Origin of the sequence: Paraburkholderia guartelaensis, assembly GCF_004353905.1 — a bacterium.
GTDB lineage: Bacteria > Pseudomonadota > Gammaproteobacteria > Burkholderiales > Burkholderiaceae > Paraburkholderia > Paraburkholderia guartelaensis.
The window spans coordinates 92,127-118,580 of record NZ_SMOD01000012.1 but is presented as its reverse complement, the minus strand read 5'-3'; the positions used below and the strand labels follow the sequence as shown (position 1 = coordinate 118,580).

The following is a 26,454-nucleotide window of genomic DNA, read 5'->3' as shown; positions in this document are numbered from 1 at the left end:
GACACCAGTCATGGTGATCGAGATTGCGCAGCAAATCGGCCCTGCGCCGTTCGCGCCGGTAGTGAGCGGTGACACTAACTGCGGCTATTACGAGCACGATCGTGCCGGCAGCCATACCCAGCCAGGACTGGTCCACGTCAGCCTCCTCAGATCCATGCGGATCGCAACCCAATTGTGAGCAACGCACTCTGAATATAGCCGGTCCATGTGACAGACTATGCGGCCTTGACCGCGTATCAGCGCACGCGAGCGACCGCTCTCAGAAGCGCATCGCCTTGAGGCGTCACCCGGGGCGTTGGGAAGCCGGATTCGGGCGTATCGACGATAACGAGGTGGAGATCGCGAAGCGCGCCGAGTTCCTCCCGGTCTGGCTCGATCCGCCCTGGTGCGTTCTTGATCAGCATCAACGTGGCAAGTTCGTGGGGGCTCAACATGTTATTTCCCTCCCGCTTGATCCTGTTTGATCCCGCTTCTTCGCGATTGCGAGCGCACGCGCCACTCAACCACGATGCGTGCTACCGCAACTTCGCCGCAGTTTCCGACGCGATGTCCATGCATGCGCGTGTGTACCCGGCCGCCTGCGAAGCCACCCACGGCAACATTTCGACCTGGCTGCGGACAAATTGCTCCGGCGTCTGCGCGGACAATATGCTTTCGAAGTGCAGTTGCGACCCACCGAATATCGACCTGCAAGTCGCGAGATTCAAGCGCGCGAGTCCACAAAAACCATCGAATAGATGACCGGTCAACGTAGTGAATTTTGCGGCCCACGATTCGCGTTCCGCAGCTTCGGATTTTTGATTAGGCATACTAATTTACCCCCTCGTGCATTTCGTCAATCGTTATGTCCGGATCGACTGAGTTTGATGAATGGCTTCTCAACGCGAATGGCGTTGCCCATTCAGAAACGAATACCGGCGTCGATCTAGAGCCTTGATTCTAACTTTGTTAAATCCGCGCCATGAATGCTACTTGAATCAGGAGTTTCCCCAATTCATTGCGCAGTTGCGTTGACCCCGCAGTATGGCGGCGGCAAGCGTCGAACAGGCTTGCAACAAGTTGACTTGTCAGATTGGATCTCAGCCAGTCAGACAAGAAGAGACGAAACGCGAGTTTCGCACCGGCTGGTAACGCAAGACGTCAAACAAGGCACCGCTTGCGATGCGGATTCATCGCAAGCGGATTGTCAGCGCGGCGCTATTTTGCCCTCGAGCGAGGGTGAGTTGGCTAATCAATGCGCGCCGACTTTCACCGCGTTGCGTTGAGCAAGCAGCTCGCGTATGCGCGCCAGATGCAAATCGCCAACGGCCGTATGCACCGGCGCGGCCTTACGGGCACGACGCGCAGCAGGTGGCCACGCGCCGAGGTATCGGCATAGCGCGGAAACGAACGGCCGCTTCCCTCCGCCAGCAAGCCGCTGCGTCGCAGCAGCCACGCGATCCGCACCTACATTTGCGATCAGCCATTCAAACGCCTGACGGTCTTCGTCATTCACAATGCGAATTAGCGATTCCATGCGACGCTCCTACTGGACGTATACACATACTGTTAATTTATACAGTATTTTACGTCAGCGCAAGGCGAGTTTGGGCTTGCAGTGCTTCCTGGCAATTGGTACCCAAAAATGCGTCAGGCAAGCGCGCCGTTATCGTGGGGCGCAGGCCGGTCCGCATGTCCATGACGAAAACCCCAATCGATTGGTAAACCCGGAAAGCCTCACGTCATCTGCTGTAAGGAATGACGGGATCGAAATGGGGGAACGTTCGTTAGCCCCGGAACCAGAAAATCAAAAAAGCCCTTCCCCAGCGGGGAAAGGGCTTTAACCAGGCATTCTGTGGCGATTCGTTTGAATAGTTTTCGCGCCGCGCAAGCCCGCTTCAAGCGTTCCATGCGTAGGGCTGGAAGACCTCTTCAAGCGGTGACTGGGTGACGCTCGCGGTGTAGTTAGTCATCGTCGAGGCAGCGACCACGAGGACCACATCGAGCACCAGCGCCTGATCGAAACCCGCCTCGGTGAACGCGGCGATGTCGTGGTCGTCGATGCGGCCGCGCTTTTCAATCAGCGTGCGTGCCAGGCGCGACAGCGCTGCATGCTTGGGGTCCTTCGGGTAGCGGCGTTCGCGGATCGCCTGCACGTCGGATTCACTCAGGCCTTCCTTAATCCCGAGGTACGAGTGAAATGCGACCGGCCAGGCGGAGCTGTTCGTCACCGCATTCGTGAGCAGCAGCACCTGCATCTGCTCTTCGTTGAAGTTGCCGCCGTGTGCCTGATTGAACACGGCAACCAGGGCAGTGATAAGTCTCGACGAGCCCGCCATCTGGGCGGGCATGTTAGGCACCATGCCGAAGATTTCAGCCAGGCCTTTCAGCGCGGGCTTCGATTGTTCGGGCGCGGATTCGAGCGTATAAACGGGAAAGTTAGCCATGATATTTCCTTGAGGGTCGAAGGTATCGCTGAGAACGTTAAGGCGACACGCACAGACTAGTCAGGTGCGCGAGTCCCGCCAATTACATGGCAGGTAATAATCGAACCATCTTTTTTACGGGCCACGTCGAGCATTGCGATGTGCCGCGCTTCGGTCTCATCCGCGCGAGTGACTGTTGTAGCCAGGTAGCTGCCATCAAAGCGTCACTGGGTCGAGTGACGGTTGAGGCTCGGCTTCTGCCCGCGGTACCAGGCAGCAGTCGACAAATACATGACATTCACCGAGGTCAACGCAGACTGCGTCGTTGCCCCAATCGGTCAGTCAATCGTAGGCAAGACGAACCGTTCATTGAACGTAAGATTGACGCCCACGAGAGGTCCGCCGGTTTGCTGGAGCCTGCCGCCAACCGCGAGGGAGCCGAGATCGAGGCTGTAGAAACCGATCTCCTCGATCAGGTCGCTCACCAGCTTTTTAGCGTCCGCATCGTCCCCGGACACGAAGAACGCGGTCTTGCGCTTCGAGGGCGAAACGTCCGATATCCACGACATCGGAACAGTGTTGAACGCCTTGACGACCTTCGCTCCTGGCGCGAGATCGGCGACGATCTCGCTCGACGTGCGACCGGCAGTGTCGCCTAGCATCAAAGGCTGGACGCTGGCAACGCGGTTGGTCGTATCCACAAGGATCCGGCCCTTCCAGTTGCCGACTGAAAACAACGCTGCCTGCACGTTCCACCATTTGGTGGCAAGCACGACGAGGTCCTGCTCGGCAGCCTCCTGCGCCGTTCCGGCGGCGGCACCGAAACCCAATTCCGCCACAAGCCCGGCGAGCGACTCAGGCCCACGCGAGTTACTAAGTACAACCTGGTGACCAACCGATAGAGCGTGTTTGGAGATCGTCTGTGCGACAGGGCCAGCGCCGATAAAGCCAATTTTCATTTCGAGATTCCTTCCCGTCATGGGGTTGATTGTTCGTGGGGTGATGCCTCGATCCAACAACTGCGGTCAACCTGAAGTTCATGCTAGTCATGTTACTTGCAAAATACAAGCAATTAACGAAAATTCACTTGTAACTTGCAAGTGATGTTAAGATCCAGTCATGAAAACAACGTGCAAAGAAGACGTTCGGTCCCATTGCGCCGTGAACTACGGCGTGGAGATCTTCGGCGACAGGTGGTCTCTCCTGATCGTTCGCGACATCGTTTTCACCGGCAAGAAAACGTACGGCGAATTCCTGAAATCGGAAGAAGGAATCGCGACCAATGTCGTGGCTTCCCGCCTTGCCTTTCTTGAGGAGCAAGGAATTCTCGCGAGGGCGCCTAACCCCAACGATAGACGTAAGGATTTCTATACTCTGACCGAGAAGGGTCTGGATCTCATCCCCATCCTGCTCAACATCGTTCTTTGGAGCGCGAAGCACGATTCGAAGTCGTACATGCGGAGACACAAGGAGTTCGCTGCTCGATTGATTCGAAGCCCCTTGGAGGTGAGCGAAGAGATGAAGTCGTTGGTCCGCAAGGGCGGGGGTTTCTTTCCTGAGGGCGAGCAGTAAGAAAGGCAGTCCTTTACGCCATCAACGCGGCAAGAGAAATGATGGCGTTCGCTATGGCAGTCCCGCGTGCGACTTCACCGGGGGAAGCGAGTGCTGCTCGGCGGCTCGTCGGGTGCGAGTCGTCCAGTGGTTGCGGACCTGACGTCCCGTCCCCTGCGTTAGATAACCAGCGCCGCTTCGGTTTCGGGCCCTTCCGGTTCCGCCCACCACGAATGCTTTTCCGCCAGATTCCGCTCATCTGCGGCATGCCAGTCGCATAATCGGGTAATTCACGGCGAGCGCACGCCTTCCCGCGTGTGTCCTCTGCGTTGCGCTCCTGCCGCTCTTGCGCACGTGCGCGAAAAGCACGGAGGCCCGACATGACACAGGGCAGCTACGACATTGTGATTGCAGGCGGCGGCCTGGGAGGCGCCACACTGGGCCGTACGCTGGCTGGCGCCGGCGCACGGACGCTCATCGTGGAGCGCGAAACAACGTTCAGGGACCGGGTTCGTGGTGAGGGCATCTTTCCGTGGGGCGTGGTCGAAGCCCGTAGCCTTGGCGTTCTGCACCTGCTGCTCGACGACGGCGCGCACGTAGTGCCCTTCTGGAAGCGCTATCTGGGCCCGGGCGTAACCGATTGCCGGGACCTTCCCGCCACCACCCCCGCGCACACCGCGTGTCTGAACTTCTACCATCCGGCGATGCAGCGCACCCTGCTCGATGCTGCGCAAGCCTCAGGGGCCACGGTGTGGCGCGGCGCGGAGATCGTCGGCATTGATCCCGCGGACGAGGTGAGCCATACGTCGGTCGCCGAGATCCGCATGGATGGTGGCTATCATCGGGTAACGGCACGGCTCGTGGTGGGTGCGGACGGACGAAGGTCGACCGTGCGCAGGATGGCGGGCTTCACTGTGCAGCGGGATCCCGAACGGCTGATAGTGGCGGGTGCGCTGTATGAGGGGCTCGACGCACCGGAGGATGCCGTCCACCACTTCCCGTGCCCGGCGCTGGGCCAGACCTCCCTGATCTATCCTGTCGGGCGTCAGCGTTTCCGAACGTACTTCGTTTCCTGCGCCGGGCAACTCGCACACCCCGTTAGCGGAAGCGCGCACCTCGCCGAATTCCAGGCCGCGTGCGCGAACTCGGGCGTGCCGCACGAATGGTTCGATCACGCGCGCGCTGTCGGTCCTCTGGCGGCGTATCCGGGAGCGGATAGCTGGGTTGAGCATCCTTACGACCGCGGCGTGGTGCTGGTCGGCGATGCGGCCGCGGCAAGCGACCCTTCATGGGGTGCCGGGCTGTCCCTGACGCTGCGCGACGTGAGAGTGTTGCTCGACCGGTTGCTTGCAAACGAAGACTGGGACGCTGCGGCGCATGCGTATGCGTTTGAGCACGACCGGTATTACGGTGCCCTGCATCGCGTGCATGACTGGCTGGCCCAACTGCTCTACGAACGCGGGAAGTTTGCGGATGAGCGTCGCGCGCGGGTATTGCCGTGTTTTGCGATGGAGCCCGATCGCGTGCCAGACATACGCGGGCTGGGTCCGGAGGCGCCGTCGGACGAAGCGGCGCGCCGGAGGTTTTTCGTCGAGGACGGACTGCTGCCCCGGGATGCCTGAGCACTGCGCGTGAGGCATCACTTTTCTTCAGCCTGGCAACAGAATGTCTTCAGTTAGGATGACCAGGAAAATGACGGCCCGTGTCCGCCCGGCTGGCGAACATCGAAGACGGTGCGTGGGCTTTCGCGCACACCAGGCGCGCAAAGCCCATCGCATACGCTGGCGGAATTTAGTGGCCGCTATCTGGATTGCACTTCGACATATGACCGCACCTCGACCAGCCCGCGCTGGTCATACCGCTTGCACTGGTACCGCCGGAGACTCCGCCATACGAGTCGGAGTTGCTTGACTGGTTCTGCCCTGTGGCGTCCTGGGCCTGCGCGACGCCCGCGAACGAGAGCGCTCCGAGCAGCACAGCCGCACTCACGAAAAGCGCTGTTTTCATGGTTCCCTCCTTCTTGATTACGAAAGCAGTTCCCCGTGTACGCGACCGCTTTGACGTGGGCATGGCGAAGCGACCGGCATGCGAGGACGGTCGTTGCCGGTGATTCCACCCGCTGCCGGCGCCCGGCTGCGGAGACGTTATTCCTGGCGTTGTGCCGGGTGTCTGGAGAAGAGTGCTCGCGGCGAGTCCGCGAGTGGTGTTCGAGATGACAGGGGCACCTGAAGAACACCGGTGGGCGTGTAAGCCCGGTGCGCAAGAGGGAGCACACGCTTTAACGATAGGACGATTTCAGAAAAAAGATACCGTGTGTTTTTGGCTGGAATGCGCCAGGAGGCGCCCGTACTGCATACCTGGCACAACAGAATGATGACAAGACCTGGTTAGCGCGAATGCACCATTGTCGTGCGCGGCAGATCGTCAACGCGCGTCGTTCGCTCGGCGCGAGTGGCGTGTATTTCCGGGGCGCAGACAACGACGAAGGCAGCATCATGCCCCGGTAGCCGAAATCCGGAGAACTTGTGACCAACAGCCACATGCACGACCGGCCAAATCGCGCGGAAATGATGCGAAATCGTCAATGGGATACAGTGCCCCGGATAGCGGCGGAACGGTAGCGCTTCTTTGCCGGGGCACGCGGTCCGAAGAATATTGACTATCAAAGGGCATCGTAATAGCAAGCTAGATCGGCCTGCCGCACTATCGGCGACAAGCATGCAATCGCTGCCATCGCAAGGACGCGGCTACTGAGCAACTACGGAGCGTGAGCGATTCGAACCTTTGGCATTCTGCCGGCCGATTGTCCGAAGGGCCAGAGCCGCGATAGACGCCACGAATCCCCCAGCAGCAAGCGGCATATACGCCCATCCCCACTGATGAGTCCAATCAAGCGTTGCGCCGAAGGCCATTGGCGCCAACGCCCCCGCCCCGAATCCCAGAATCGACCGCACTCCCATCACACGCCCGAGGTAGCGAGGAGGCACTTCGTCAGTCATCGCAGCTGAAAGAACGCCGGAATCGGCGAGAATAAAGAAGCTACCGACCGCGGCCAGTGCAATCACCCAGCCGGGTCCCCAATGCCAAGACCAACCCATAAGCATGGAACAGATGGCTCCAGCTGCTCCAACGCAAATGAGCACGCGCGAACGTCCCCACCGATCGGACAGTGCACCGACGAGTCCGGAAGCTACCATTCCCGATAGATGCACCGTACATCCGACGATCAAGCTCGTGGTCATTGCTCCAAAACCGCACGGCTGAAGTACCGTCGCCAGGAGGGTTGGGGTCCAGGCCCAACTACCCAGTAGCTCCCAGCAATGAGCGACGTAACCGACAAGTAGACATATGGAGGCGGGGCCAAAAACGCTCTTCCATTGCATCGCTTCGGAAGGCGCTGCCGTTACACGCGCGTGTGGTCGATTCTCGACGCCGTCGAGACTGAGCTGGCCGAAGATCGCACCGACCACGGCGCCTGCCGCGCAAACGGCAAAACCCAACGTCGGGCCGTAAGACTTCGCAACCCACATGGAGAGCGACACCGAAAGCAGATATCCGAAAGAGCCGGCCGCCAGAATCTGTCCCATCGCACGACCCCTTGCAGCTGGAGCGCTCAGTTCTGCAGCCAGGAGTAGCGCCGGGCTATAGGCACCTCCCTGCGTCAGCCCCACAAACACGATCAGTATCAGCGCGCTGTGCGGCGACCTGGCGAAAATCGCGAATACTACCAGTGCACATGCACCCGCCCATGTGCAAATCAGATACATGCGCTTGGCCCCGAGGCTGTCGGATAGCCATGAGGTGACCAGGAGCGCAAGAGCGTTGGAGAGATTAAAGGCAGTCTGGATAGCACCCGCCGTGGTTGCATCCATGTGCCACACGGAGCGAAGTACTGGCAATGCGCCTACGAATGCCATCGTGCCCATGCATGTACCAGCACGACCTGCGCACAAAAGGAATTGACGATTCATCTGTGACTCGCCAGGGGGCGAGCCCCCGGACGTATAAAAACCATGCCGCGACCGCGAAAGCAGTATTGGCTCAGGCGGGCTTGTCCTCTGCCGCTCGCAGGTAGCCCTCACGTGTCTGTGGCAGCTTCATTCCGAGCAGTTTCGAAGCGACCTGCGTGCGCAGAATCTGCGCTGTGCCACCAGCGATGGTGAACATGCGGGCGTCACGGACATGCCGCTCCATCGGATTGTGTCGACCGTAGCCGGACGATCCGTAGAACTGCAGGGCGTCGTTGGTCACCTTGTTGGCCGCTTCGGCCGCAAAGATTTTCGCCCGCGCTGCCTTGTCGATGTCCGGAAAGTCCGTACCACTGGCAGCAGCGGAACGCAGGAGCAAACGAGCAGCCTCCAGTTGGGTCGACATGTCGGCCAACATCCACTGGAGTCCCTGAAATTCGGCGATGGGACGACCAAACTGATGCCGGGACTTGAGGTAGGCCATACCTTCTTCGAATGCGCCCTGCGCGATGCCCAGTGCAACCGTGCCCGCACCGACGCGCTGCGCGTTGTACGCCGTCATCAACGATGCAAATCCTCGTTTCAGGCCTCCCGGCGGAATCACCAGCATCGACTGATGAATCTTCAGGTCATGGAACTCAAGATGGGTCTCGGGGATACCGCGCACTCCCATGGCGTAAAGCCTCCGGCCCACCACGAGCTCTGCAGGTGCGTTGTCATCGCGCACGCAGATGAATGCGCCGATGCCTTGCTCCACACCGTCGTCGAACACCCGGGCGAATATCAGGTGCAGTTTTGAAACACCACCGCCGGTGATCCAGTACTTTTCTCCATTAAGGATGTAGTAATCCCCCTTCTTGTCAGCGCGCGTGGTCATCTCGCTCGCGGCGCTGCCTGCATTTGGCTCGGAGATGCAGATTGCCGGCTTGTCTCCCGCGAGAACGAGATCCGCCGCCACTTTCAGTTGTTCTTCGGTGCCGTATTTGGCGATGGCACCAATTGCACCCATATTGGCCTCTACCGTGATCCGCCCCATGGTGGCACACGCCTTGGCCATCTCTTCAATGACGATCACGGTATCGAGGTAAGAAAGACCACGCCCGCCGAGATTCTTTGGCAGTGTCATACCCATGAAACCAGCGTCGCGCAGCGCAGCAACGTTGCTCCAGGGATACTGTTCAGTGACGTCTGTGTCGGCAGCAGTGGGAGCAAATACAGATTGCGCGAGTTCCCGGGCTTGCGCTTGCAGAATCAGTTGATCAGGTGTCAGGTCGTACATGGTTTCTCCTATAGCTCATTCGTGTTTCCAAGCCAATCCATCAGTACTTCGGCAGCGTGCTCATTGAGTCGCGGAGGCGCTCGCCTGTAACTCGGTGGCGTTGCGGACATCTTCAGCGGATTTGCCAGAAGGCCAATCTCTCCGTCTGCCGCCCAATCGCACGGCATGCGCAGTTCGGCGCCACGGGCCTTGACATGTGGATCGGAAAACACGTCCTGCAGATTGTTCACGGGCCCGCACGGAACACCTGCTGCCTCGAGTTCCCGCAGCCATAGCTCGCGAGGCTGCCTCCTCAGCGCGTTATCGACGAGTTCGCAAAGAGCAGTTCGATGACGGATTCGCATCGGGTTGGTCGTGTAACGCTCGTCGGACGCAAGTTCATCCAACCCGGCCACCTCGCAGAACCGGCGGAATTGGGCGTCGTTGCCAACGGCAAGGATCATCGGCGCATCCGCCGTGGAGAACACCTGATACGGAACGATGTTCGGGTGGCCGTTGCCCAGGCGCGTCGGTAGCTTCCCGTCGGTCAGATAGTTCGTGCCGGCGTTGACGAGCCAGGATATCTGCGTATCGAGGAGGGAAATGTCGATGTGCTGCCCTTCTCCCGTTCGCTGGCGATGCTGCAGTGCCGCCAGAATTCCAACGGCGGCATACATGCCTGTCATGACATCAGCGATGCCCACCCCCACCTTCATCGGCTCACCTTCCGGCACGCCGGTCAGGCTCATGATGCCGCCCATACCCTGAATCAGAAAGTCGTAGCCGGGTCGGCTGGCATAAGGACCCGTGTGCCCGAACCCCGTGACCGAGCAATAGATCAGACGCGGATAGCGGTCTTTGATCTGCTCGTATGCCAGGCCGTACCTGGCAAGGCCACCGACCTTGTAGTTCTCCACCAGAACGTCGGCCTGCGCGATCAGCCGATATACAAGCGCCCGGCCAGCTTCAGAGGCGATGTCGATGGCAATCGACCGCTTGTTGCGATTGGCAGAGAGGTAGTAGGCGCTCTCGTCCGTATCCTCGCCCGACTTCCCGCGTACATACGGCGGTCCCCATTTGCGCGTATCGTCGCCTTCTTCAGGCTTTTCCACCTTGACGACATCTGCGCCAAGATCGCCAAGCAACTGGGCCGCACTCGGCCCAGCCAGAATACGCGAAAGATCGAGGACCTTGATGCCGGACAGTGCCATCATCGGCTCAGATTTCATGCGATATCACCGTCAGAACGTTCCATATCAGCTGCCAAACTGATCAAACGCTTCCAGCGCCCGTGCAGAATAGACAAAGGCGGCCCCGGCATTGAGTGCAATCGCGGTTCCGAGTGCCTCTGCAACTTCCTGTTTGGTTGCCCCTGCTTTCTGGGCAGCCGCGGCATGAGAAGCGAGGCACCCCTCGCATCGCGTGGTGACCGCCACAGCCAACGCGATCAGTTCGCGAGTCTTGAGATCAAGCGCCTTTCCTTCATTCAGCGACTCGTTCAAACCAAAGAACGCCTTGACGACCGGCGCGTTTGCCTTGGAGAGATTTGCACCGGCAGCACGTTGGTTCGAGAGAAGTTCAGCCCAATCGTTGATCATTTTCTACTCCTTTAAATACTACGTTTAGAAAAACTTACGAATAAAGACACTTGAAACTACTAAAAGCACACGACTAAAAAAGCATCTTGCAAACGCGCCGGATCCACGGCGAAGCCGGGGACAGCGCATAGGCAAAAACACATCCGCGAGGCACCTGACAACGGTCCTCAACGCCTTGCGAGCGCCCTGGAAATCCGCTCGATCGCCAGATCCACCGTCTGGCGTGGGCAGCCGAGATTGGCACGCATAAATCCGTGCCCTTCAACGCCGAATTTGGGACCTTTGTCCAGCCACACGCGCGCGTTGGCGAGCAAGAATTCGTCGAGTGCCTCAGGCGTCATGTCGAGCCCTCGGCAGTCAATCCAGGCCAGATAGAGCGAATCCATGTCGATCACCTTCAGGCCCGCGCCCAACGCGTTGATGCGCTCGGCAAAGTGCCGCTGGTTCCGGGCGACGTAAGCCACCAGTTCGTCCACCCAGTCGTCTCCATGCGTGAATGCGGCTTCCGTGGCGACCATGCCGAGCAGATTGATGCGGGCGTTGTGATTTCTCTCGATGGTCCGCATGACTTCGTCGCGCTTGACCTTATCGGCAATGAACATATTGCCGCACTGCAAACCGGCGAGATTGAATGTCTTGCTTGCAGACGTACATGTGATGCTGTTGTGAGCGAACCGACGGTCTAGCGAGGCAAAAGGTGTGTGCTTTCTCCCTTGAGCCAATACAAAGTCGCAATGAATTTCATCGGCTATCACCAGCACCCCGTGCTTCAGGCAGATCTCGCCCATGGTCCGTAGCTCCTCCTCGGTCCACACGTTGCCGGTCGGATTGTGCGGATTAGAGAGGACGAAGATCCTCGTGTTGTCGCGAATCGCCTCTTCGAACACCTGTGCGTCAAAGCGGTAGCGCTCACCGTCGAACCGCAGTGGCGCCATGGTCGGGTGGCGACCATTGACCATCACGTCATGGTGAAAGTGCACATAGACCGGCGGCTGGATGAGCACCGAGTCGCCTGGCTGTGAAAACGCCTGCAGAATGGTCTTGAGCGCGACAATCACGCTGGCCACCGGCACCACCCACTCTCGGGGCACATCCCAGCCGAAACGCCGCTGCTGCCACCCAGTCACAGCATTCAGATAATCCTTCGTTGGACCGGCGGCATAGCCGTAGACGCCATGCGCGACGGCATCGTGCAGTGCGTCGATCACGGCGGGCGGAGACCGGAAATCCATGTCCGCCACCCACATGGGTAACGGCCTGGCCAGTGCATTGACTGGGGTCGTGTCGTCCACCGGCCCTCCCCATTTCAAGGAATTGCTGCTGCTGCGGTCTACTACGGTATCGAAGTCAAATCGAGACCTACTGATCGTGATCACACCTGCATCTTGCGTCATCGTGTTCCACCCCTCTCATCATCCATTTCGCAAACAGTGCTCGCAGTCATATCAGTAGCCCATGGCTTTCAGCACTGGCGACAAACACAAAATGATGCCGAATACGAATACGCACCACACGCGTGGAGAGCGGTATTTCCTGAGTGCAGGTACCTTATACGCGAGCAAACAAGGAACGAAGAATGACGCGATACCATAAATCGGTGCCGCGAGTTGCTGCAGCAGGATGATGGAAAATCGCGTCTGTACCCATGCCCATAGGCCGATCACGATGAATGCGCAGATTCCGACAGATACCACACGAACATTGACACGCTCATGCGGAATGAAGCGTGTGACGAGATTCATCACCACCCCTTTGATCGCCTCTTCGAGTCCCAGATAGATGCCGAGAAAGGCCGTGACTATCGCGAAAATATCGAGGGCAGTAGACATATACAGCACGCCATTTCCGGGGATGACGCTGCCCGCCAGCGCCAGTGCCGAGATATTCTGCGCTTTGGCCGACAGAGCCTGGTCGTGCGAAAGTACAAAGGAAAATGAAGTAGCGAAGAACAGTATCGCGACTACGAGGATGACATACGCGACGCGATTGGCACGAAATGCACGATAAGTGGCAATCCTCGGGTCCTTCTCTACTTTGCGAAACGCGATGTTCATCGGGCTCAGGATCTGCACAAACATGATTGAAAACAAGGTAAACGGGGCTGTCAAAACGGTGTCGATCACGAACCGTTTGAGCGTTGGCAGCGAAGGCAGATTCATGGCGACATCCCAATGCGGGATCATCACTACCCCCAAAAGCACCACCACACAGAGCTTGAAGAGCACCAGCGGGCTGGACACCTTGATGATCAGCTTCTCCCCCTGTGCGGCGATGAGCACCAGAGCACAAAGTAGCGCCAGCGAAAAAAGCGGGCTGTCGGAGAGCAGTCCCCTCGTTATGCCGTAGGTCTGTAGATACTTGGCTGTGTCGAAGGTCACCGCCAGTGAATAGGCGAGCATTCCTTTTACCAGCATGAAGAAATACACCACAGCGAGGAAGATGCCCCAATTCTTCCCGAGATACTGCGTAATGATTCCGGCATAGTTCTCGCATTCGGAACTTTCGGATAGCGTCTGCAAGTACAGTTTTTGCATCATGTACATCGCTGGATACGCAACCATGACTGATGCAGCAAACACCCACACACCTGTGATGCCAACTTGCACCGGCAGAAAAACAATACCCGAACCAATCGCCATGCCAATGCATAGGATGACCCATCCCATGTCATATCGCGTGAACGGTACCCTGCCAAAAGTTTCAGCGGAAATTTCCAGCTCATTCAAAGTGTTCAAGCCTGTCTCCTTGTATGTGAACACCGTGGCGCGCGAACGCGACAAGGCGTTGGTACGTTTTATCGTTCTTGTTATGGCGAGGCTCAGCGCCTCAAATGCTGTGGTGATGCGCGTTGGCTTTGATGGGACCAGGGCAGTGAATCCCGGTCAACAGCACGTAGGGTCCTGCAGTCGAATCGCCAGCATCTCGCCGACAGCACAGGTCACCTCGCCCGCGCTCAAAGTCAGATCTATCCAGGCCTTTCGCCCCTCCAGTGAACGAAGGCGGCCTTTGATCACCAGTTCAACCCCGAGTGGAGTGGGCTGCCTGAAATCGACCTTGAGAGACGCCGTCACAAAACGAATTGGCTGCGAGCAGTCGCCCACATGCCGCTCGTCCTTCTGACCGGAGAACGCGGCTGCCGATGCCGCACCGTGGCAATCGAGAAGCGAAACGATCATCCCGCCATATACATGGTCGGGAACACCGCCGGTGTACCGACGGTCCGGTGTAAACCTGGCGACCGTTTCACCCCCGATGAGATAGCTCTTAAGGTGATGGCCGTGTGGATTGCCCGTACCGCAGCCGTAGCAGTGTGCAAACTCCGGGGGATAGGAATCTTGTATTGCGCGTGTAGACATCTGTTCGCCTCCATGTCGGATGAGATGCCTGCCGCCAGCAAGGAATTGCCCGTCTGGCGCCCAGTCCACCGTGCTTCATCACATGAACGAATCGTACGTTTCATGTTCTTCATGAACAATTGAAATCAGATTCAACTATGTGGAGGACTGGCCCCAAACGCCCGCAAGGACTTGCAGCGGTGCAAGGCTAAAAATAAGATTCATGGATCGACCACAAACTTGAGATCTGACTCAATGGCACGCCGAACAGGAACAACTTCACCGACGCTCCGGCAGCTCGAGCTTCTGCTGGCCCTCACCTCTTCTGACGGAATCGCGGGAGCTGGCGCGAAGCTGGGAATGTCGCCCTCCGCGACCAGTCACGCCTTGCGCGCCTTGGAGACCGCACTCGGAACGGAACTGGTCGACCGCAACGCATCGGGGATCGCCCTGACCTATACCGGCGAACACGTTCTCCCGCATGTTCGCGATGTCTTCGCGTCACTCCAGCTGGTCCAGGCAACCGCACTGGCCGGCGCGGAGCTAAAGACCGGGTTGTTACGCCTGGGCTCGTTCGGCGCGAGCGCCACGATAAGGGTTCTTCCGCCCCTCATAGAGCGGTTCAAGGCTCGCTATCCTGGCGTTGACGTTGTGGTGACTGAAAAGCCCGATGAACAAACGTCACGAGATTTGATCGAGCGCCGTCTGGAACTCGCTGCGGTCACGCTGCCGAAATCAGACTTCGATTCGCAAACTCTCGCCGTTGATGAGCTTGTCGCGGTTTTGCCGTCCGGCCACGCCCTGGCAAAACTGGAGACCGTTCCCCTTGGTGAGATGACAGTTGACCCTTTTATCCTTACACGCGCAGGGTCACAGGACCTGGTCACCAGATTGTTTTCCAGGAACGGATTACGACCGCGGGTGACCTACGAATTGCTGCAGCTGATGTCCATACTGGAATTGGTTGCCAGCGGAAAGGGCATCTCGGTCCTGGCGAAGCTGGCGCTGCCGGATCGGTATAACGGCACCGTCTTCCGCCCTCTCTCCCCTGGCACTTCACGACGCATCGGCCTGGTGTGCCTGAATGAAAACCGTCTTTCTCCCGTGGCTCGGGCGTTCTGGCAGGAAACTCGCCGGTACCAAGCCAGCCTGAAGGCCGCACCGCGCAAGTGACGCAGAGACATGCGTCAAGCAACGGCTGGCGCCGCTGATTGAAGTCAGATTCAATTGCTCGTGAAGAGTGATGAAGCAAAAATCCGGAGAGCCCCGACGCCTCCTTAAGTACCATCAAAGTTCAGAAGAAGGTCCGGGGGCAGTTGCGACAGATCTAACCACCGGAGACATTTCATGGAAGAGACGCCCGCTTGCTTTGACCGCTTCGTGCGAGACTTTACGCACCTCGTGGACGATTTTTCGGGCGATGAGACCCAGATCTTGCGGCAAGGCCGTGAACTCCTCGCGGATCTCGTCAGCCGGGATGACTGGCTTCCGGAACGGTACGCGCAACCACATCCTCAGTATTATCAACAGTACCTACTCCATGCCGATTCGGCAGACCGTTTCTCGGTTGTCAGTTTCGTATGGGGGCCGGGCCAGAAAACGCCGATTCACAACCACACGGTCTGGGCGCTGATCGGTATATTGAGGGGTGGAGAGCGGGCGGAGTCCTTCGAAGTCGGCTCGCCTGGCCTTCCCATGCGGTCGCTCGGAGACGAAGACCTTGGCCCAGGAACAGTCGAGAGCATTTCTCCGCGCACTGGCGACATACATCGGGTTTCCAACCTGTACGAGGATCGCGTCTCGATCAGTGTCCATGTGTACGGTGGCAACATCGGGAGGATCTCGCGTCACGTCTTCGAGCCGGCAACGAGCACGCCGAAGACGTTCATTTCCGGGTATTCCAACGAATCCGAGATTTCAGCGTAATCCATCCAATGTCAGAAGTTAATCTGGGCACCGTCGGCGACTGGCGCTCTTCGTCCAAATACGCGCACGCCAGGGGCAATGTCGCAAGGCTTACGATTGCCCAGGCGCTTGCCGGCGCGAATTCGACCGTCTTCTATGCAACCGGCGCTATCGTTGGCAACACGCTCGCGCCCAGTCACGCTTTGGCGACCCTGCCAATCTCGATATTTGTGGTGGGGATGGCGGCATCCTCGCTGCCGGCCGGGGCAGTTGCCCAACGCTGGGGGCGGCGTACTGCATTCATGGCGGGAACCGCATGCGGCGTGCTGGCCGGCCTGCTTGCGGCCTGGGCTGTGATGCTGGGCTCATTCTGGCTCTTTTGCGTCGCGACGTTTTTCGGCGGCGCTTACGCCGCTGTAGTGCTTTCTTTCCGCTTCGCAGCCGCGGATTGCGTCCCACTGGAGCGACGCCCCCGCGCGCTGTCGTTCGTCATGGCAGGCGGAGTTTTCGCTGGGGTAATCGGCCCACAGCTAGTCACGTGGACCATGAATCTGTGGTCGCCGTACACATTCGCGGCGACCTTTTTGGCGCAAGCAGCAGTGGGCGCCCTGGCCGCACTCGTCCTGCAAGGTGTTCGCCTCTCCAAGCCTACGGCGGCAGAGACTGCTGGAGGTCGCCCGATCGGCGTCATCGTCCGGCAGCCGCGATTTGTTACCGCCGTGATCTGTGCGGTTGTCTCGTACCTGCTGATGAATTTCCTCATGACGGCCGCCCCTTTGGCGATGCGGATGTGCGGACTGTCGCAGCGGTCGTCCAACCTCGGGATTCAATGGCACGTTATCGCGATGTACGCGCCCGGCTTTTTCACGGGCCGGCTGATTGCGCGTTTCGGCGCTCAACGGGTTGTTATGGCAGGTCTGGCATTTACGGCACTTTCGGCGGCCACCGGATTGCTGGGCGTCGATGTGGCGCACTTCTGGCTGACGCTCATCCTGCTCGGCATGGGCTGGAACTTCGGCTTTGTAGGGGCGTCAGCCCTCGTGCTCGAATGCCATCAGCCCGAGGAAAAGGCGCGTGTGCAGTCGCTCAATGACTTCATCGTGTTCGGGACGATGGCCTTCGGCTCCTTCCTGTCGGGCGACCTGCTGGCCACCTACGGATGGAACACGGTGCTCGGGCTGTCGCTAGTTCCACTAGCCCTTGCAGTTATCGCGCTGCTGGGCCAGGCGGTGGTAAGTAGGCGCGCGCCACGCTGGCAGAGCGCGATCAGCGCACCAAAGGGGGATGAGATCGGATAGAAGCACCGTAGCGCAATCCGTCAACAAACAAACTCACCAACCTCTTCGCATCAAGTGGGTCGGGACATTCGAGTGGGGCACAGAGTGCGCCCACTGCACACAGAAGCTCATCTGGCTTGACGCCGTCGCGAATTTCGCCTGCAGCTATCGCTGCATCGAGGAGACTCTGAACGACCGGACGGAGTCGTTGCAAAAAATACTGGGGCAAAGCCTTGAACGCGGGGTCGCCAGAATTGAGGGCGGCAGCGAGACCACGCCTCTTCGTCACGAACTCAACATAGCGGTCAACCCATTCCAGCAACGCCTCTCCGGCGCCAAGCGTGGCGGCAAGTTCAGCGCCGGCGTCCGCGCAGGCGTCCACCTCGCTGCACAACGCAGCCACCACAAGGTCGGAACGTTGCGGGAAGTGGCGATAGATCGTGCCGACGCCCACACCGGCCTTTTGCGCAATCTCGCGCACCGGAGCATCGATTCCCGAGGATTCGAAAACAGCCAGTGCTGTTCGCAGGAGCGTGTCTATGTTGCGCCGTGCGTCAGCGCGCACGGGGCGCGACGCAAGTTCGTTCGCGGACTTGTTCGTTTTGCTGCTCAATTCATTTTCCCCTTGCTAAACGGAACCTTGTTCCGTATAGTCAGTAACCGGAGCGACGTTCCGCTTGCATTCTACCGTAGGCGAATCGCTTTCACCCATCATTTTGAGCGGAGCAAACATGCAGAGCACACCCGTCGCACTCGTTAGTGGTGCGAACAAAGGCATTGGCCTTCAGATCGCCAAGGAACTGGCGGCGAAGGGTTTCAAGGTACTCGTCGGAGCCCGCAAGCTGGACCTCGGCGTGGCGGCAGCAAAAAGCATCGGCGGAGAGGTCCAGGCTATCCAGCTCGATGTGACGGATCGAACGTCGATTGCGGAAGCAGCCAGGCAGATCGAGGAGACTGTGGGACGTCTCGATGTGCTGGTCAACAACGCGGGGATCTCGCGTCCAATTCAGCCGGGGACGCCTATCGAAGAAATGAGGGACGGCGACAAGCTGAGCCGTGTATCAGTCGACGATATGACCACCGTGTTTGAGACAAACGTGTTTGGGGTTGTTGCCGTTACCCAGGCAATGTTGCCGCTGCTCCGGCAAGCACCTGCCGGACGCATCGTGAATATTTCGAGCGCAGGTGGCTCCCTTACGCTGAAGGACAATCCGTCGGAGTTCTCGCGACAGTATGTCGGCGCTTATCAAGCCTCGAAAGCGGCACTCAACGCCGTCACGCAAGCGTTCGCCATTGAACTGGAGGGCACGAACATCAAGGTCAACGCAGCCTGTCCAGGCTTCACTGCAACCGCTATGAGTAACTTTGCACAGGGCGCAGGATCGGTTGAGGATGCAGCGCGAGAACCCGTTCGCCTGGCTCTCCTTGATGCGAATGGACCGACAGGCACGTTCTCGAACTTTGATGGTCCTCTGCCTTGGTGACTTAGTCCGCAAAACGTCACTGGGATAAATCAGTCGTAGCGCTGCCGACGCCAGCCGGCGACATGCTGTACCTGTGGTTCACGCGCCTCATCGACGATGAGGCGCCCGAGAAAGCCATCGACTTCGTCACGCGCGCATCGAATACATTCCTTCGGGGCCGTGAGATTCCAGGCCGCGAGCGCCTCGCACATTGAAACCGGCCGCGCGCCGAGTTGGACGTCGCCCAGCGACATCGCATTTTCAAGTTTCGCGCGCTGAAGCACGCCAATAGCGTGCCCATATAGCCTCCCATACAATCAATCGCATGAGGCTCTTCACGAAAGTTTGTTAGCTAACGTACTCGTTTTGGAATGTGATTTTTGAGTACAAGTTACCAGGAAGCACGCGGAACGCTACTCGCTGGCCGCCGCATCCTCTTTCGCTTTCAATCGGTTCGTCACGGCCTTCACGCCCAGCACCGGCCTTGCCGCATTGGCCGCGCGCGCGACTTGCCAGGTCTCCGGTACCGTGCCCGAGAGCGTGACGACACCGTGGCTGACGCGAATGTGAATGTCCGAATCGTCGAGATCCGGAACGCGCCTGATGGCACGGCGAACGTCACGCACCACCGAGCTATCCGGCCGGCTTCCGGGTGTCGATGCCGATATTCGTTGCACGACCACACCGACCGGCTCGTTCACACCGGCTTGCGCGTTCGCATGGGCAGCGCAGCTTGCGATAGCCGCAAACACCATCGCGCCGATCGTTCCGTTCGCACCGTTTCTGTTCATGCTGCCTCCATCGGGCCGTGTCAACCGAGGAAAAGCGCCACTTGTACGCGTATGTTCGCACAGGAATTCGCGCGTCGCGCTCACGATGGCCGGGCGCTGCCACGCTGCCTGCCCGAGCGCACACGACGACGCAGCGGATGACTTCGGGGCCGCACTGCGCTACCCTAGCAACTCCGATACAAAAAGTCGTCGTATAACCATGTCACACATCAGCACGGGCGTCGAATACGGGCTGCATTGCCTGCTCTATCTTGCCGGCACGTCCGCCGGCGTGCGCGAGGCGAGCGTGCGCGACCTGGCGGAAATGCAGGGGGTGCCCGTCGACTACGCCGCCAAGCTCTTCACGCGTCTCGCCAAGGCCGGCATCGTCGAGTCGACCGAAGGCATACGCGGCGGCTTCAGGCTCGCGAAACCCGCGCGCAATATTTCGGTGCTGGATGTCGTCGACGCGATAGACGGCGAAAAAGCGCTCTTCGACTGTCGCGAAGTGCGCACGCAATGTGCCGTTTTCGACGATGAGCCGCCCGCATGGGCCACACGCGGCACCTGCTCGATTCATGCCGTGATGCAGGGCGCCGAGCGCGCCATGCGCGCCGAGCTCAAGCAACACTCGCTCGCCGATCTCGCTACTCGCGCGTATTCAAAGGCGCCTGCCAGCTATCACCATCATGTGGTGGACTGGTTCACGGAGCGCGCTGCCAATCGTCGTGGGTAACGACCATCGCTTTGCGGCCCCTTCTATCATGCGAAAAACGCGGAGCCTCCAACGAGGCTTCCGCGTGCAGTCTAAGCCGTCGTCGTCCTGAATGATCAGGCAACCACGATGCGAAGCGGATCAGCAGCGGCCAGCGCCTGCTCACGGTCCGCGCGAGGCGGGTAGATCCACTCGGAGTTGATCTGGTGCTTGAGCTTCTTCGCCTCGGCACCCTGCAACTTCACTTCGCGCTCCCAACCTTCCGTGTAAACCGCGCCCCACGGGCCCAGATCCAGACAGGTCACGTACTTCGGCTGGCTATACGGAATCGGCGCGAGGCCGAGTAGATCGGCAGCCACGTTGTGGCCCGCCGAGCGCCCCAGGTTCATCGCGTGCTGGCACGACATCATCGTGTGATTGCCTTCGTCGTCGGTGGCGGCGCGGGCGACGTCGCCCGTCGCGTAGACACCGGGCACGCCCTCCACCGCGAGATTGCGGTCGACGTGAAGGCGCCCGATGGCGTCGAGGCGCCCCGGAATCTGCGCGGTCAGCGTGCTCGCGCGCAGCCCGGCCGTCCAGATCACCGTGTTCGATTCGATACGCTGGCCGTCCGTCGTCGTGACGCCGCCGGCATCCACTGAAGCCACACCCGAGCCGAGCTTCCAGGTCACGCCGAGCGAACCCAGCGCCTCTTCGATAACGGGGCGCGGGCCCGCGCCCAGGTCGGGGCCGATTGCATCGTTACGCTCGACGATGATCACCTTCACGTTCGCTTGCTCGCCCAGCGCCGCGCGCAGACGTGCCGGCATTTCCGCAGCGGTCTCGATGCCGGTGAATCCGCCACCCGCCACCACCACGGTATTGCGCGCGGGCGAGTCCGGCTGGCTGGCCAAACCGCGGATGTGCGCTTCCAGTTCGACCGCTTCGTCGGTCTGGTCCACGCTGAAGGTGTGATCGGCCAGGCCCGGAATCGACGGGCGGAACAGCCGGCTGCCCGTGGCCAGCACGAGTCGGTCGTAGCCGAGCGTGGAGGACTGGCCATCCACGCTGATCAGATCCACTGCGCGACGCTCCGCGTGAATACGCTCGACCGTGCCCTGTATGAACTTGACGCCAGTCGCTTCGAAGATCTCCGTGAGCGGCGCGCGGAAGTTCGCGGGGCCCTCTTCGTACAGACGCGGACGGACATGCAGATGCGGGTCCGGTGCGACCAGCGTGATCTCCACGTCCGTGCGCCCCTGCTCATCGAGCAGCCGCGCCGCGCTCAGCGCGCTCCACATGCCGGCGAAGCCGGCCCCAATAACAAGAATACGCTTCGACATTTTTGCTTCTCCAATGCAGGGATACGTGAAATCGGTCGATCCGCGCCGCGCCTGCGCAACGCATAACTCGGATTCTATGAGTCGGAGTTTAATCACGCAAGCCCTCTTTTGGGACGCACTGTTGACGAATCAGGCAGCGAGGCCGCGCCGAGGGACGTAGCTAGGGTTGATGGATCGAGAAGAAATCGACGAGGCTTCGCGGCGCGTCGCCACCAAGACAAACATCGAGCACCTCTTTCGCCGCTGCCGCTTCGCGCGCGCTGCGATGGAAAAGTGCTGTCTCGTACGCGAGGAGCGCGGCCTCCATGTTGCCGGGATAGGCAGCGATAGCCTTCGCGAGTTCAGCGCCATCGAACATGGCCAGGTTCGCCCCTTCACCCGACGGGATCATCAGGTGCGCTGCATCGCCGAGCAATGTGACGCCAGGCGTGCGCGGCCATTTGTGCTCTACCGGTAGCGAATGAATTGGGCGCACCACTGGGGCCGTTTCTCCGTCGGTGATGAGCGCAGTCAGCTCCGGCGCCCAGCCATCGAACGCTTTCGCAACCGTGGCCAGCACTGCCGCCGGATCGGACTGGTCGATGCTGTCGATCCAGTCGCTCGACTGGTTCAGTTGCACATACGTGTGCAGCACGCCATCCGGTTCGCGATGCGCCGCAATGCCTTTTCCCGGCGCGAGCGCGAACATCGCGCCTTCGCCAACCGCTTGTGCGCTCGCCTTGTGACGCGTGTCGCAATCGAAGAGATACGTTTCGACGAATACCGTGCCGACATAGGCCGGTTTCGCGTCCGATAGCAGCGGACGAACTTTCGACCAGGCGCCGTCGGCGCCCACGAGAAGGTCGGTATTCACGGTGGAGCCGTCGGCAAACGTCACGACGTGCCGGCCGCCGCCGAGCGGCGACACCGCTACGGCTTTATGCCCCCATCGCACCGTGCCGGCGGGAAGCGAATCCAGCAGAATCCGCCGCAACTCGCCACGCGGGACTTCGGGCCGTCCGCCCGTTCCGTCGTCGCCTTGCTCGTAGAGGACCCGGCCATGCTGATCGAGGACCCGCGTCGCCTGACCGCCGGGATGGATGATCTCGAGGAACTGGTCGAAGAGTCCCGCTGCCTTGAGCGCGCGTTGTCCGTTGTTCTCGTGAATATCGAGCATGCCTCCCTGCGCTCGCGCATTCGCCGAGGCCTCCGCCTCGAAGATCGTCGAGTCAATGCCGTGAACGTGCAGAACCCGGGCGAGCATGAGCCCACCGAGTCCCGCACCGATGATTGCAATCGAATTCTTCATCCCGCTCCTTGCCGTTGGGCCTGCTGCAATTGAACGCAGGCGCTCTATGGAACGCCGTTCCATAGTAATATGGAACAATGTTCCATTGACGTCAAGAGGAAGCATGGTCAAGAAGGCGCGGGGCGTTCAACGGCGCGAGGACTCGCTCTCACGCGAGCGAATCATCGAGGCGTCGATCGAGCTTCTGGACAGCAGCGGCGAAAGCGGCCTGACGTTTCGTGCGCTGGCCGAACGGCTCGCCACCGGTCCCGGCGCGATTTACTGGCATGTCGAAAACAAGAGCGATTTGCTGAGCGCAGCCTGTGACGCCATCGTCGCCCGCACGATGGACACGCCTTTGCCCAGCGAGACGCCGCGCGAGGCGATTCGCACGCTCGCGCTGGGCATGTTCGACGCGATTGACGAGCATCCGTGGGTCGGCTCGGTGCTCGCGCGAGACCCGGGGCAATTGCCTATGGTTCGCATTCTTGAACGCATAGGCCAGCAGATTCGCGCGCTCGATGTGCCTGACGACGCGCAATGGGCAACGGTGTCCGCATTGCTGAGCTACATCCTGGGCGTGAGCGGCCAGAACGCGGCGAATGCGCAGATCGCTCGCGACCAGGACGCTGATCGAACCCACTTTCTGGACGAGGTGGCGTCGGTATGGTCGCAGCTCGATCCCGCGGATTATCCGTTCACGCGCAGCGTGGCCGCACAGCTGCGCGATCACGACGATCGCGTCGATTTTCTCGCTGGAATCGATCTCATCCTGCTTGGAATCGAATCGGCGCACGGCCGCTGAGCATTACATGCCCATGCCCGTCCCTGCTCCCGTGCTCGTGCCGGTACCCGTGCCCGTGGTCGTGCCGACGTTCGACGTCGCACTCAGATCGATTCTTCCATACACGCCATCGGCTTCGTTATTCGGCCCCGCCGCGAAAAACAGCGTATTCGAAGGCTGATTGCTGAGGTTGTTGCCGAACGCGATGCCCCACACGCCTGGCTCGACGAGCGCATTGCCGTTCGACCCGTTGAGTTGCCCCATCGACAGGCCGCTCGATGCATTGAATGCGTTGATCGCGCCATTACCGAAATTGCCGATCAGTATCGCGCCGCTCATCGAGCCGAAGTTCGCGGGCGCTTGCGCAATGCCCCATGGCGCGTCGAGCGCCCCTCCTGTCGCGAAGCGCTGCTTCAGGTTGCCGGCCGTGTCGTACACGTCCACCATGCCGAGCCCCGCGCCTGCGACGTCGTCGTGCCTTGCCGAGTCTTGCATCGCATACGTGACGAACAGATTCGAGCCGATCAACTGAATGCCGAACGGCGCGAAGCCGGCCGGCATCGCCGGGTCGGTGAATCCGCCGGGCATCGTGACCTTGTTGAATGAAGTATTGAAAACGTCGATCTTGTTGTTATGGAAGTCGGTCGCGTAGAGGAAGTTGGCGTTGTTCATCGTCGCCAGCGCGAGCCCCTTATATACAGCGCCGCCCGTGCCGTCGTCGTACATGACGAATGCGTTCGTCGGCCCGACCGCCGGCGCCCACGCGGTAATGGTGCCGCCCTCGCCCGCGAAGATAAATGCCGCGACGCCGGACTTGCCGTTTTCCGTGACGGTGAAGCTTTGTGTGCCGTTGAAGACGATGCCCGTGGGCGATGCCGAGCCGTTCTTGCCGCTGGGTATCGCGACGATCAGCGATTGCGGCACGCCGTTGCCGTCATAAAGTGTTGCGACGTTGGTGCCGTTGTCCGCCACCCAGGCAAAACCTTGCGGATTGAAGGCGACACCCCATGGGTTTTTCAGATTCCCGTCGATGTGCGCGGCCGCCACCGCACCATCGGAAACAAGAGCCGTCGCCGCAAACGACGACGTGACGGGCACGCTCGCACTGCTGGAACCCGGACTGGAACCGGAACTGCCGCCGCACGACACGAGCGTCGCGATGGCTGCACCACATGCTACGACGCCGAATACGGCGAGTAGAGACTTCATGACCGCACTCCTCGTTCAGTCCACGGGACTAACGGACAAAAAACGAGGAGGACGCGGCGTTTATTCCAGCGAAGAAAAAGGGCTTGCTTCGTCGGCTATCGTAATGACTGAATTAGATAGCGAAAAGTACACGACGGACAACGAGCGCTACGCGTGACTATGCGATGCCTGCAGACTTGCCGATACCGGCGGCAATCTGCGCGGCGTGCCAAGCAGAGCGAGTTGCTTCTCGTGCGGCGTCAGCGCGCCGCTGTCGCGTTTGTCCGCTTCTGCATATTTTTGCGCAGCACGAGAGAGATCGCCTTCGCCTTCCAGCGCCTGCCCCCATAGTTCATACGAGGGCGCGAGATCGGGACGAAGTTCCACCGCATGAACCAGCTTGACGATCGCCGCCTCGTATTGCCCGTTGTCGACGAGTGCTTCGCCCCAATCATGGAGGATGTTCACGTCATCGCCGTGCATTTCATCTGCGCGGTGGAACGCGCTGAGGGCTTCGCCATACCGGTGCGCGTGCAACAAGACGTCGCCGAGCAAGCGCTGGTTCTCCGCGGTGCTCCACTTCTCGTGAGCGCTGGCTCGAAGCTCCTTGATCGCAGCGTCGATTCTCTTTTCCTGCTCGAGCGCAATGCCGAGATTGGCACGCAAGACGGCGGAATGTGGATACAGCAACAGCGCGTCGCGCGACTGCTGTTCCGCCTCCTCGGAGCGGTTTTGCCGCAGCAGCAGCCAGCCTTTTCCAGCGAGCGCCCATTGGTGTTGTAGTGCGCCTGGCCGCCCGAGGACATCGTCATAGATGGCTTCGACCTCGCTGTAGTCGCATTCGTCCAGCGAACACCGAGTCTTTTGCACCGTTGTGAAGACATGGCTCGCAAGCGTATTCGGTTCGACGAGCCGCATGACCTTGGTCGCGATGTCCCGCATCGACTGATTGAAGTCATTGCCACTGAACGCAACGTCGTCGTGCATGGCGTTGAACGGGCCATTCTCGATCTGGATATGCGCGACATACGCATCCGCGCTGTCGTTCACATGCGTAATGCCGATATGGACGACCACGTCCTGCTTGTTCCGGAACAGCGTCGATTTCAGAAAACCGACAATCGAGGCGTACGACATGTCCTCGCCTGGCAGCTTGATATCCGGATTGTCGTTGTCGGCGAGCGAGGCATCGTGCGGGACCGCGTCGCTGTCGCTGCTGATCCCACGCATGGCAGCAAGAATTCGTTCTGCCAGGAATTCCGGGGTATAGCCGGTTTCGAGAAATGCCTTCGGCGCTTCCACCGGCGGAACCAGCACGTGTTGCGTCAGCGCGCCCGATATGACGAGCGAGCAAAACGGAACGGCCAGGATCAGGATGAACCAGGGGAGCACGAAAGGCCACAGCTCTCTCGGCAAGCGGACGATCAACCCGATCAGAAGCAGCACCTGCGGCAGGACACCGGGCCTGCGATCCGGAACGCTCGACATGTTGCACCTCGACTCGGCTGCAGTTGGTTGGGCCCAACTGTCGGTCGGCGTGAACGCATCGAGCGTGCCAGCAGGCTTAAACGCTCTTCTGCCGGGCGTTCTGGCTATGTTTGCGAATTTCGGGCGCGACGAGTGTTATCTCCTGACCAACTTCTACACA

The 26,454-nt window shown here is 59.9% G+C and carries 30 protein-coding genes; 10 read left to right on the top strand and 20 right to left on the bottom strand.

The features are described from left to right. Positions 1 to 10: 10 nt before the first annotated feature. The gene (locus E1N52_RS44095) at positions 11 to 178 is read left to right on the top strand and encodes a hypothetical protein (RefSeq protein ID WP_165979402.1); all 168 of its coding nucleotides are present in this window, start codon (positions 11 to 13) and stop codon (positions 176 to 178) included. Between the two features lie 58 nt (positions 179 to 236). Here E1N52_RS44095 and E1N52_RS17565 read toward each other — a convergent pair whose 3' ends face one another. The 5 genes from E1N52_RS17565 to E1N52_RS17545 all read right to left on the bottom strand — a co-directional run bounded on the left by E1N52_RS17565 (position 237) and on the right by E1N52_RS17545 (position 3,364). Beyond that, positions 237 to 434, bottom strand: a complete 198-nt coding sequence (locus E1N52_RS17565; protein WP_028204658.1) for a hypothetical protein — start codon at positions 432 to 434, stop codon at positions 237 to 239. An 81-nt stretch (positions 435 to 515) separates the two neighbouring features. Beyond that, positions 516 to 809 carry a phasin family protein gene (locus tag E1N52_RS17560; protein WP_133184027.1) on the bottom strand — a complete coding sequence of 98 codons (294 nt, stop codon included), beginning with the start codon at positions 807 to 809 and terminating at the stop codon, positions 516 to 518. Between the two features lie 422 nt (positions 810 to 1,231). Next, positions 1,232 to 1,516 (bottom strand): CppA family protein, encoded by a 285-nt coding sequence (locus tag E1N52_RS17555; RefSeq protein WP_133184026.1) that lies wholly within the window; start codon positions 1,514 to 1,516, stop codon positions 1,232 to 1,234. 361 nt (positions 1,517 to 1,877) lie between these two features. Beyond that, on the bottom strand, positions 1,878 to 2,426 hold the full coding sequence (locus E1N52_RS17550; protein WP_133184025.1) for a carboxymuconolactone decarboxylase family protein: 549 nt from the start codon (positions 2,424 to 2,426) through the stop codon (positions 1,878 to 1,880). Between the two features lie 317 nt (positions 2,427 to 2,743). Beyond that, positions 2,744 to 3,364, bottom strand: a complete 621-nt coding sequence (locus tag E1N52_RS17545) for an NADPH-dependent F420 reductase (RefSeq protein WP_133184024.1) — start codon at positions 3,362 to 3,364, stop codon at positions 2,744 to 2,746. A 160-nt stretch (positions 3,365 to 3,524) separates the two neighbouring features. Here E1N52_RS17545 and E1N52_RS17540 point away from each other — a divergent pair, with 160 nt between their 5' ends. Both E1N52_RS17540 and E1N52_RS17535 read left to right on the top strand, forming a co-directional pair. Continuing rightward, complete coding sequence (locus tag E1N52_RS17540) at positions 3,525 to 3,977, top strand: winged helix-turn-helix transcriptional regulator (RefSeq protein WP_133184023.1); 453 nt, start codon at positions 3,525 to 3,527, stop codon at positions 3,975 to 3,977. A 359-nt stretch (positions 3,978 to 4,336) separates the two neighbouring features. Beyond that, positions 4,337 to 5,578 carry an FAD-dependent oxidoreductase gene (locus tag E1N52_RS17535; protein ID WP_133184022.1) on the top strand — a complete coding sequence of 414 codons (1,242 nt, stop codon included), beginning with the start codon at positions 4,337 to 4,339 and terminating at the stop codon, positions 5,576 to 5,578. A gap of 169 nt (positions 5,579 to 5,747) precedes the next feature. Here E1N52_RS17535 and E1N52_RS17530 read toward each other — a convergent pair whose 3' ends face one another. From E1N52_RS17530 to E1N52_RS17495, 8 genes are all read right to left on the bottom strand, one after another. After that, positions 5,748 to 5,963, bottom strand: a complete 216-nt coding sequence (locus tag E1N52_RS17530; RefSeq protein ID WP_133184021.1) for a hypothetical protein — start codon at positions 5,961 to 5,963, stop codon at positions 5,748 to 5,750. A 740-nt stretch (positions 5,964 to 6,703) separates the two neighbouring features. Next, on the bottom strand, positions 6,704 to 7,927 hold the full coding sequence (locus E1N52_RS17525) for an MFS transporter (RefSeq protein ID WP_133184020.1): 1,224 nt from the start codon (positions 7,925 to 7,927) through the stop codon (positions 6,704 to 6,706). A 70-nt stretch (positions 7,928 to 7,997) separates the two neighbouring features. Continuing rightward, on the bottom strand, positions 7,998 to 9,203 hold the full coding sequence (acdA, locus tag E1N52_RS17520) for a 3-sulfinopropanoyl-CoA desulfinase (RefSeq protein WP_133184019.1): 1,206 nt from the start codon (positions 9,201 to 9,203) through the stop codon (positions 7,998 to 8,000). 8 nt (positions 9,204 to 9,211) lie between these two features. Then, the gene (locus E1N52_RS17515; protein WP_133184018.1) at positions 9,212 to 10,411 is read right to left on the bottom strand and encodes a CaiB/BaiF CoA transferase family protein; all 1,200 of its coding nucleotides are present in this window, start codon (positions 10,409 to 10,411) and stop codon (positions 9,212 to 9,214) included. A 27-nt stretch (positions 10,412 to 10,438) separates the two neighbouring features. After that, positions 10,439 to 10,780, bottom strand: coding sequence for a carboxymuconolactone decarboxylase family protein (locus E1N52_RS17510; RefSeq protein ID WP_028367270.1), 342 nt, complete (start codon positions 10,778 to 10,780; stop codon positions 10,439 to 10,441). A 167-nt stretch (positions 10,781 to 10,947) separates the two neighbouring features. Beyond that, on the bottom strand, positions 10,948 to 12,174 hold the full coding sequence (locus E1N52_RS17505) for a MalY/PatB family protein (protein ID WP_133184017.1): 1,227 nt from the start codon (positions 12,172 to 12,174) through the stop codon (positions 10,948 to 10,950). Between the two features lie 51 nt (positions 12,175 to 12,225). Continuing rightward, positions 12,226 to 13,515 (bottom strand): aromatic amino acid transport family protein, encoded by a 1,290-nt coding sequence (locus E1N52_RS17500; RefSeq protein ID WP_246089106.1) that lies wholly within the window; start codon positions 13,513 to 13,515, stop codon positions 12,226 to 12,228. A gap of 147 nt (positions 13,516 to 13,662) precedes the next feature. Beyond that, positions 13,663 to 14,136, bottom strand: a complete 474-nt coding sequence (locus E1N52_RS17495) for a PaaI family thioesterase (RefSeq protein ID WP_133184016.1) — start codon at positions 14,134 to 14,136, stop codon at positions 13,663 to 13,665. Positions 14,137 to 14,370: 234 nt separating this feature from the next. On the opposite strand from E1N52_RS17495, the gene E1N52_RS17490 reads away from it, so the two are divergent. From E1N52_RS17490 to E1N52_RS17480, 3 genes are all read left to right on the top strand, one after another. Next, entirely contained in the window at positions 14,371 to 15,288 is a 918-nt protein-coding gene (locus E1N52_RS17490; RefSeq protein ID WP_133184015.1) for a LysR family transcriptional regulator, read from the top strand. A gap of 174 nt (positions 15,289 to 15,462) precedes the next feature. Then, on the top strand, positions 15,463 to 16,041 hold the full coding sequence (locus tag E1N52_RS17485) for a cysteine dioxygenase family protein (protein WP_133184014.1): 579 nt from the start codon (positions 15,463 to 15,465) through the stop codon (positions 16,039 to 16,041). Between the two features lie 8 nt (positions 16,042 to 16,049). Next, positions 16,050 to 17,318: an MFS transporter gene (locus tag E1N52_RS17480; protein WP_133184013.1), complete on the top strand. Its 1,269-nt coding sequence runs from the start codon at positions 16,050 to 16,052 to the stop codon at positions 17,316 to 17,318. On the opposite strand, the gene E1N52_RS17475 is transcribed toward E1N52_RS17480, so the two are convergent. After that, positions 17,287 to 17,910 carry a TetR/AcrR family transcriptional regulator gene (locus E1N52_RS17475; protein ID WP_133184012.1) on the bottom strand — a complete coding sequence of 208 codons (624 nt, stop codon included), beginning with the start codon at positions 17,908 to 17,910 and terminating at the stop codon, positions 17,287 to 17,289. The genes E1N52_RS17480 and E1N52_RS17475 overlap by 32 nt on opposite strands. Before the next feature lie 118 nt (positions 17,911 to 18,028). Between E1N52_RS17475 and E1N52_RS17470 the strand changes: the two genes are divergently transcribed. Further along, positions 18,029 to 18,781: an SDR family oxidoreductase gene (locus tag E1N52_RS17470; RefSeq protein ID WP_133184011.1), complete on the top strand. Its 753-nt coding sequence runs from the start codon at positions 18,029 to 18,031 to the stop codon at positions 18,779 to 18,781. Between the two features lie 29 nt (positions 18,782 to 18,810). Here E1N52_RS17470 and E1N52_RS17465 read toward each other — a convergent pair whose 3' ends face one another. Beyond that, entirely contained in the window at positions 18,811 to 19,014 is a 204-nt protein-coding gene (locus E1N52_RS17465; protein WP_133184010.1) for a hypothetical protein, read from the bottom strand. A gap of 159 nt (positions 19,015 to 19,173) precedes the next feature. Further along, positions 19,174 to 19,551 (bottom strand): BON domain-containing protein, encoded by a 378-nt coding sequence (locus tag E1N52_RS17460; RefSeq protein WP_133184009.1) that lies wholly within the window; start codon positions 19,549 to 19,551, stop codon positions 19,174 to 19,176. Between the two features lie 199 nt (positions 19,552 to 19,750). Here E1N52_RS17460 and E1N52_RS17455 point away from each other — a divergent pair, with 199 nt between their 5' ends. Further along, on the top strand, positions 19,751 to 20,266 hold the full coding sequence (locus tag E1N52_RS17455) for an RrF2 family transcriptional regulator (RefSeq protein ID WP_133184008.1): 516 nt from the start codon (positions 19,751 to 19,753) through the stop codon (positions 20,264 to 20,266). Positions 20,267 to 20,361: 95 nt separating this feature from the next. On the opposite strand, the gene E1N52_RS17450 is transcribed toward E1N52_RS17455, so the two are convergent. Both E1N52_RS17450 and E1N52_RS17445 read right to left on the bottom strand, forming a co-directional pair. Next, on the bottom strand, positions 20,362 to 21,567 hold the full coding sequence (locus E1N52_RS17450; RefSeq protein WP_133184007.1) for an NAD(P)/FAD-dependent oxidoreductase: 1,206 nt from the start codon (positions 21,565 to 21,567) through the stop codon (positions 20,362 to 20,364). A 160-nt stretch (positions 21,568 to 21,727) separates the two neighbouring features. Then, positions 21,728 to 22,855, bottom strand: a complete 1,128-nt coding sequence (locus E1N52_RS17445; RefSeq protein ID WP_133184006.1) for an FAD-dependent oxidoreductase — start codon at positions 22,853 to 22,855, stop codon at positions 21,728 to 21,730. A gap of 103 nt (positions 22,856 to 22,958) precedes the next feature. Here E1N52_RS17445 and E1N52_RS17440 point away from each other — a divergent pair, with 103 nt between their 5' ends. Further along, on the top strand, positions 22,959 to 23,639 hold the full coding sequence (locus tag E1N52_RS17440) for a TetR/AcrR family transcriptional regulator (protein ID WP_133184005.1): 681 nt from the start codon (positions 22,959 to 22,961) through the stop codon (positions 23,637 to 23,639). Positions 23,640 to 23,642: 3 nt separating this feature from the next. On the opposite strand, the gene E1N52_RS17435 is transcribed toward E1N52_RS17440, so the two are convergent. Next, the gene (locus tag E1N52_RS17435) at positions 23,643 to 24,827 is read right to left on the bottom strand and encodes a TIGR03118 family protein (protein ID WP_133184004.1); all 1,185 of its coding nucleotides are present in this window, start codon (positions 24,825 to 24,827) and stop codon (positions 23,643 to 23,645) included. On the opposite strand from E1N52_RS17435, the gene E1N52_RS44090 reads away from it, so the two are divergent. Next, positions 24,826 to 24,984: a hypothetical protein gene (locus tag E1N52_RS44090; protein ID WP_165979401.1), complete on the top strand. Its 159-nt coding sequence runs from the start codon at positions 24,826 to 24,828 to the stop codon at positions 24,982 to 24,984. The genes E1N52_RS17435 and E1N52_RS44090 overlap by 2 nt on opposite strands. Here the strand turns inward: E1N52_RS44090 and E1N52_RS17430 are convergent. After that, entirely contained in the window at positions 24,975 to 26,294 is a 1,320-nt protein-coding gene (locus tag E1N52_RS17430) for a tetratricopeptide repeat protein (protein ID WP_133184003.1), read from the bottom strand. The genes E1N52_RS44090 and E1N52_RS17430 overlap by 10 nt on opposite strands. Positions 26,295 to 26,454: the final 160 nt, after the last annotated feature.

Excerpts from the sequence above, each read along its gene's own strand:
- E1N52_RS17495 (WP_133184016.1), bottom strand. The coding sequence starts at position 14,136 with ATGTCTACACGCGCAATACAAGATTCCTATCCCCCGGAGTTTGCACAC.
- E1N52_RS17455 (WP_133184008.1), top strand. The coding sequence starts at position 19,751 with ATGTCACACATCAGCACGGGCGTCGAATACGGGCTGCATTGCCTGCTC.
- E1N52_RS17560 (WP_133184027.1), bottom strand. The coding sequence starts at position 809 with ATGCCTAATCAAAAATCCGAAGCTGCGGAACGCGAATCGTGGGCCGCA.
- E1N52_RS17525 (WP_133184020.1), bottom strand. The coding sequence starts at position 7,927 with ATGAATCGTCAATTCCTTTTGTGCGCAGGTCGTGCTGGTACATGCATG.
- E1N52_RS17530 (WP_133184021.1), bottom strand. The coding sequence starts at position 5,963 with ATGAAAACAGCGCTTTTCGTGAGTGCGGCTGTGCTGCTCGGAGCGCTC.
- E1N52_RS17505 (WP_133184017.1), bottom strand. The coding sequence starts at position 12,174 with ATGACGCAAGATGCAGGTGTGATCACGATCAGTAGGTCTCGATTTGAC.
- E1N52_RS17480 (WP_133184013.1), top strand. The coding sequence starts at position 16,050 with ATGTCAGAAGTTAATCTGGGCACCGTCGGCGACTGGCGCTCTTCGTCC.
- acdA (WP_133184019.1), bottom strand. The coding sequence starts at position 9,203 with ATGTACGACCTGACACCTGATCAACTGATTCTGCAAGCGCAAGCCCGG.
- E1N52_RS17490 (WP_133184015.1), top strand. The coding sequence starts at position 14,371 with ATGGCACGCCGAACAGGAACAACTTCACCGACGCTCCGGCAGCTCGAG.
- E1N52_RS17460 (WP_133184009.1), bottom strand. The coding sequence starts at position 19,551 with ATGAACAGAAACGGTGCGAACGGAACGATCGGCGCGATGGTGTTTGCG.
- E1N52_RS17435 (WP_133184004.1), bottom strand. The coding sequence starts at position 24,827 with ATGAAGTCTCTACTCGCCGTATTCGGCGTCGTAGCATGTGGTGCAGCC.
- E1N52_RS17465 (WP_133184010.1), bottom strand. The coding sequence starts at position 19,014 with ATGTCGCTGGGCGACGTCCAACTCGGCGCGCGGCCGGTTTCAATGTGC.
- E1N52_RS17550 (WP_133184025.1), bottom strand. The coding sequence starts at position 2,426 with ATGGCTAACTTTCCCGTTTATACGCTCGAATCCGCGCCCGAACAATCG.
- E1N52_RS17555 (WP_133184026.1), bottom strand. The coding sequence starts at position 1,516 with ATGGAATCGCTAATTCGCATTGTGAATGACGAAGACCGTCAGGCGTTT.
- E1N52_RS17540 (WP_133184023.1), top strand. The coding sequence starts at position 3,525 with ATGAAAACAACGTGCAAAGAAGACGTTCGGTCCCATTGCGCCGTGAAC.
- E1N52_RS17535 (WP_133184022.1), top strand. The coding sequence starts at position 4,337 with ATGACACAGGGCAGCTACGACATTGTGATTGCAGGCGGCGGCCTGGGA.
- E1N52_RS17470 (WP_133184011.1), top strand. The coding sequence starts at position 18,029 with ATGCAGAGCACACCCGTCGCACTCGTTAGTGGTGCGAACAAAGGCATT.
- E1N52_RS44090 (WP_165979401.1), top strand. The coding sequence starts at position 24,826 with ATGACCGCACTCCTCGTTCAGTCCACGGGACTAACGGACAAAAAACGA.
- E1N52_RS17440 (WP_133184005.1), top strand. The coding sequence starts at position 22,959 with ATGGTCAAGAAGGCGCGGGGCGTTCAACGGCGCGAGGACTCGCTCTCA.
- E1N52_RS17445 (WP_133184006.1), bottom strand. The coding sequence starts at position 22,855 with ATGAAGAATTCGATTGCAATCATCGGTGCGGGACTCGGTGGGCTCATG.
- E1N52_RS17485 (WP_133184014.1), top strand. The coding sequence starts at position 15,463 with ATGGAAGAGACGCCCGCTTGCTTTGACCGCTTCGTGCGAGACTTTACG.
- E1N52_RS17515 (WP_133184018.1), bottom strand. The coding sequence starts at position 10,411 with ATGAAATCTGAGCCGATGATGGCACTGTCCGGCATCAAGGTCCTCGAT.
- E1N52_RS17510 (WP_028367270.1), bottom strand. The coding sequence starts at position 10,780 with ATGATCAACGATTGGGCTGAACTTCTCTCGAACCAACGTGCTGCCGGT.
- E1N52_RS17430 (WP_133184003.1), bottom strand. The coding sequence starts at position 26,294 with ATGTCGAGCGTTCCGGATCGCAGGCCCGGTGTCCTGCCGCAGGTGCTG.
- E1N52_RS17565 (WP_028204658.1), bottom strand. The coding sequence starts at position 434 with ATGTTGAGCCCCCACGAACTTGCCACGTTGATGCTGATCAAGAACGCA.
- E1N52_RS17450 (WP_133184007.1), bottom strand. The coding sequence starts at position 21,567 with ATGTCGAAGCGTATTCTTGTTATTGGGGCCGGCTTCGCCGGCATGTGG.
- E1N52_RS17545 (WP_133184024.1), bottom strand. The coding sequence starts at position 3,364 with ATGAAAATTGGCTTTATCGGCGCTGGCCCTGTCGCACAGACGATCTCC.
- E1N52_RS44095 (WP_165979402.1), top strand. The coding sequence starts at position 11 with ATGGTGATCGAGATTGCGCAGCAAATCGGCCCTGCGCCGTTCGCGCCG.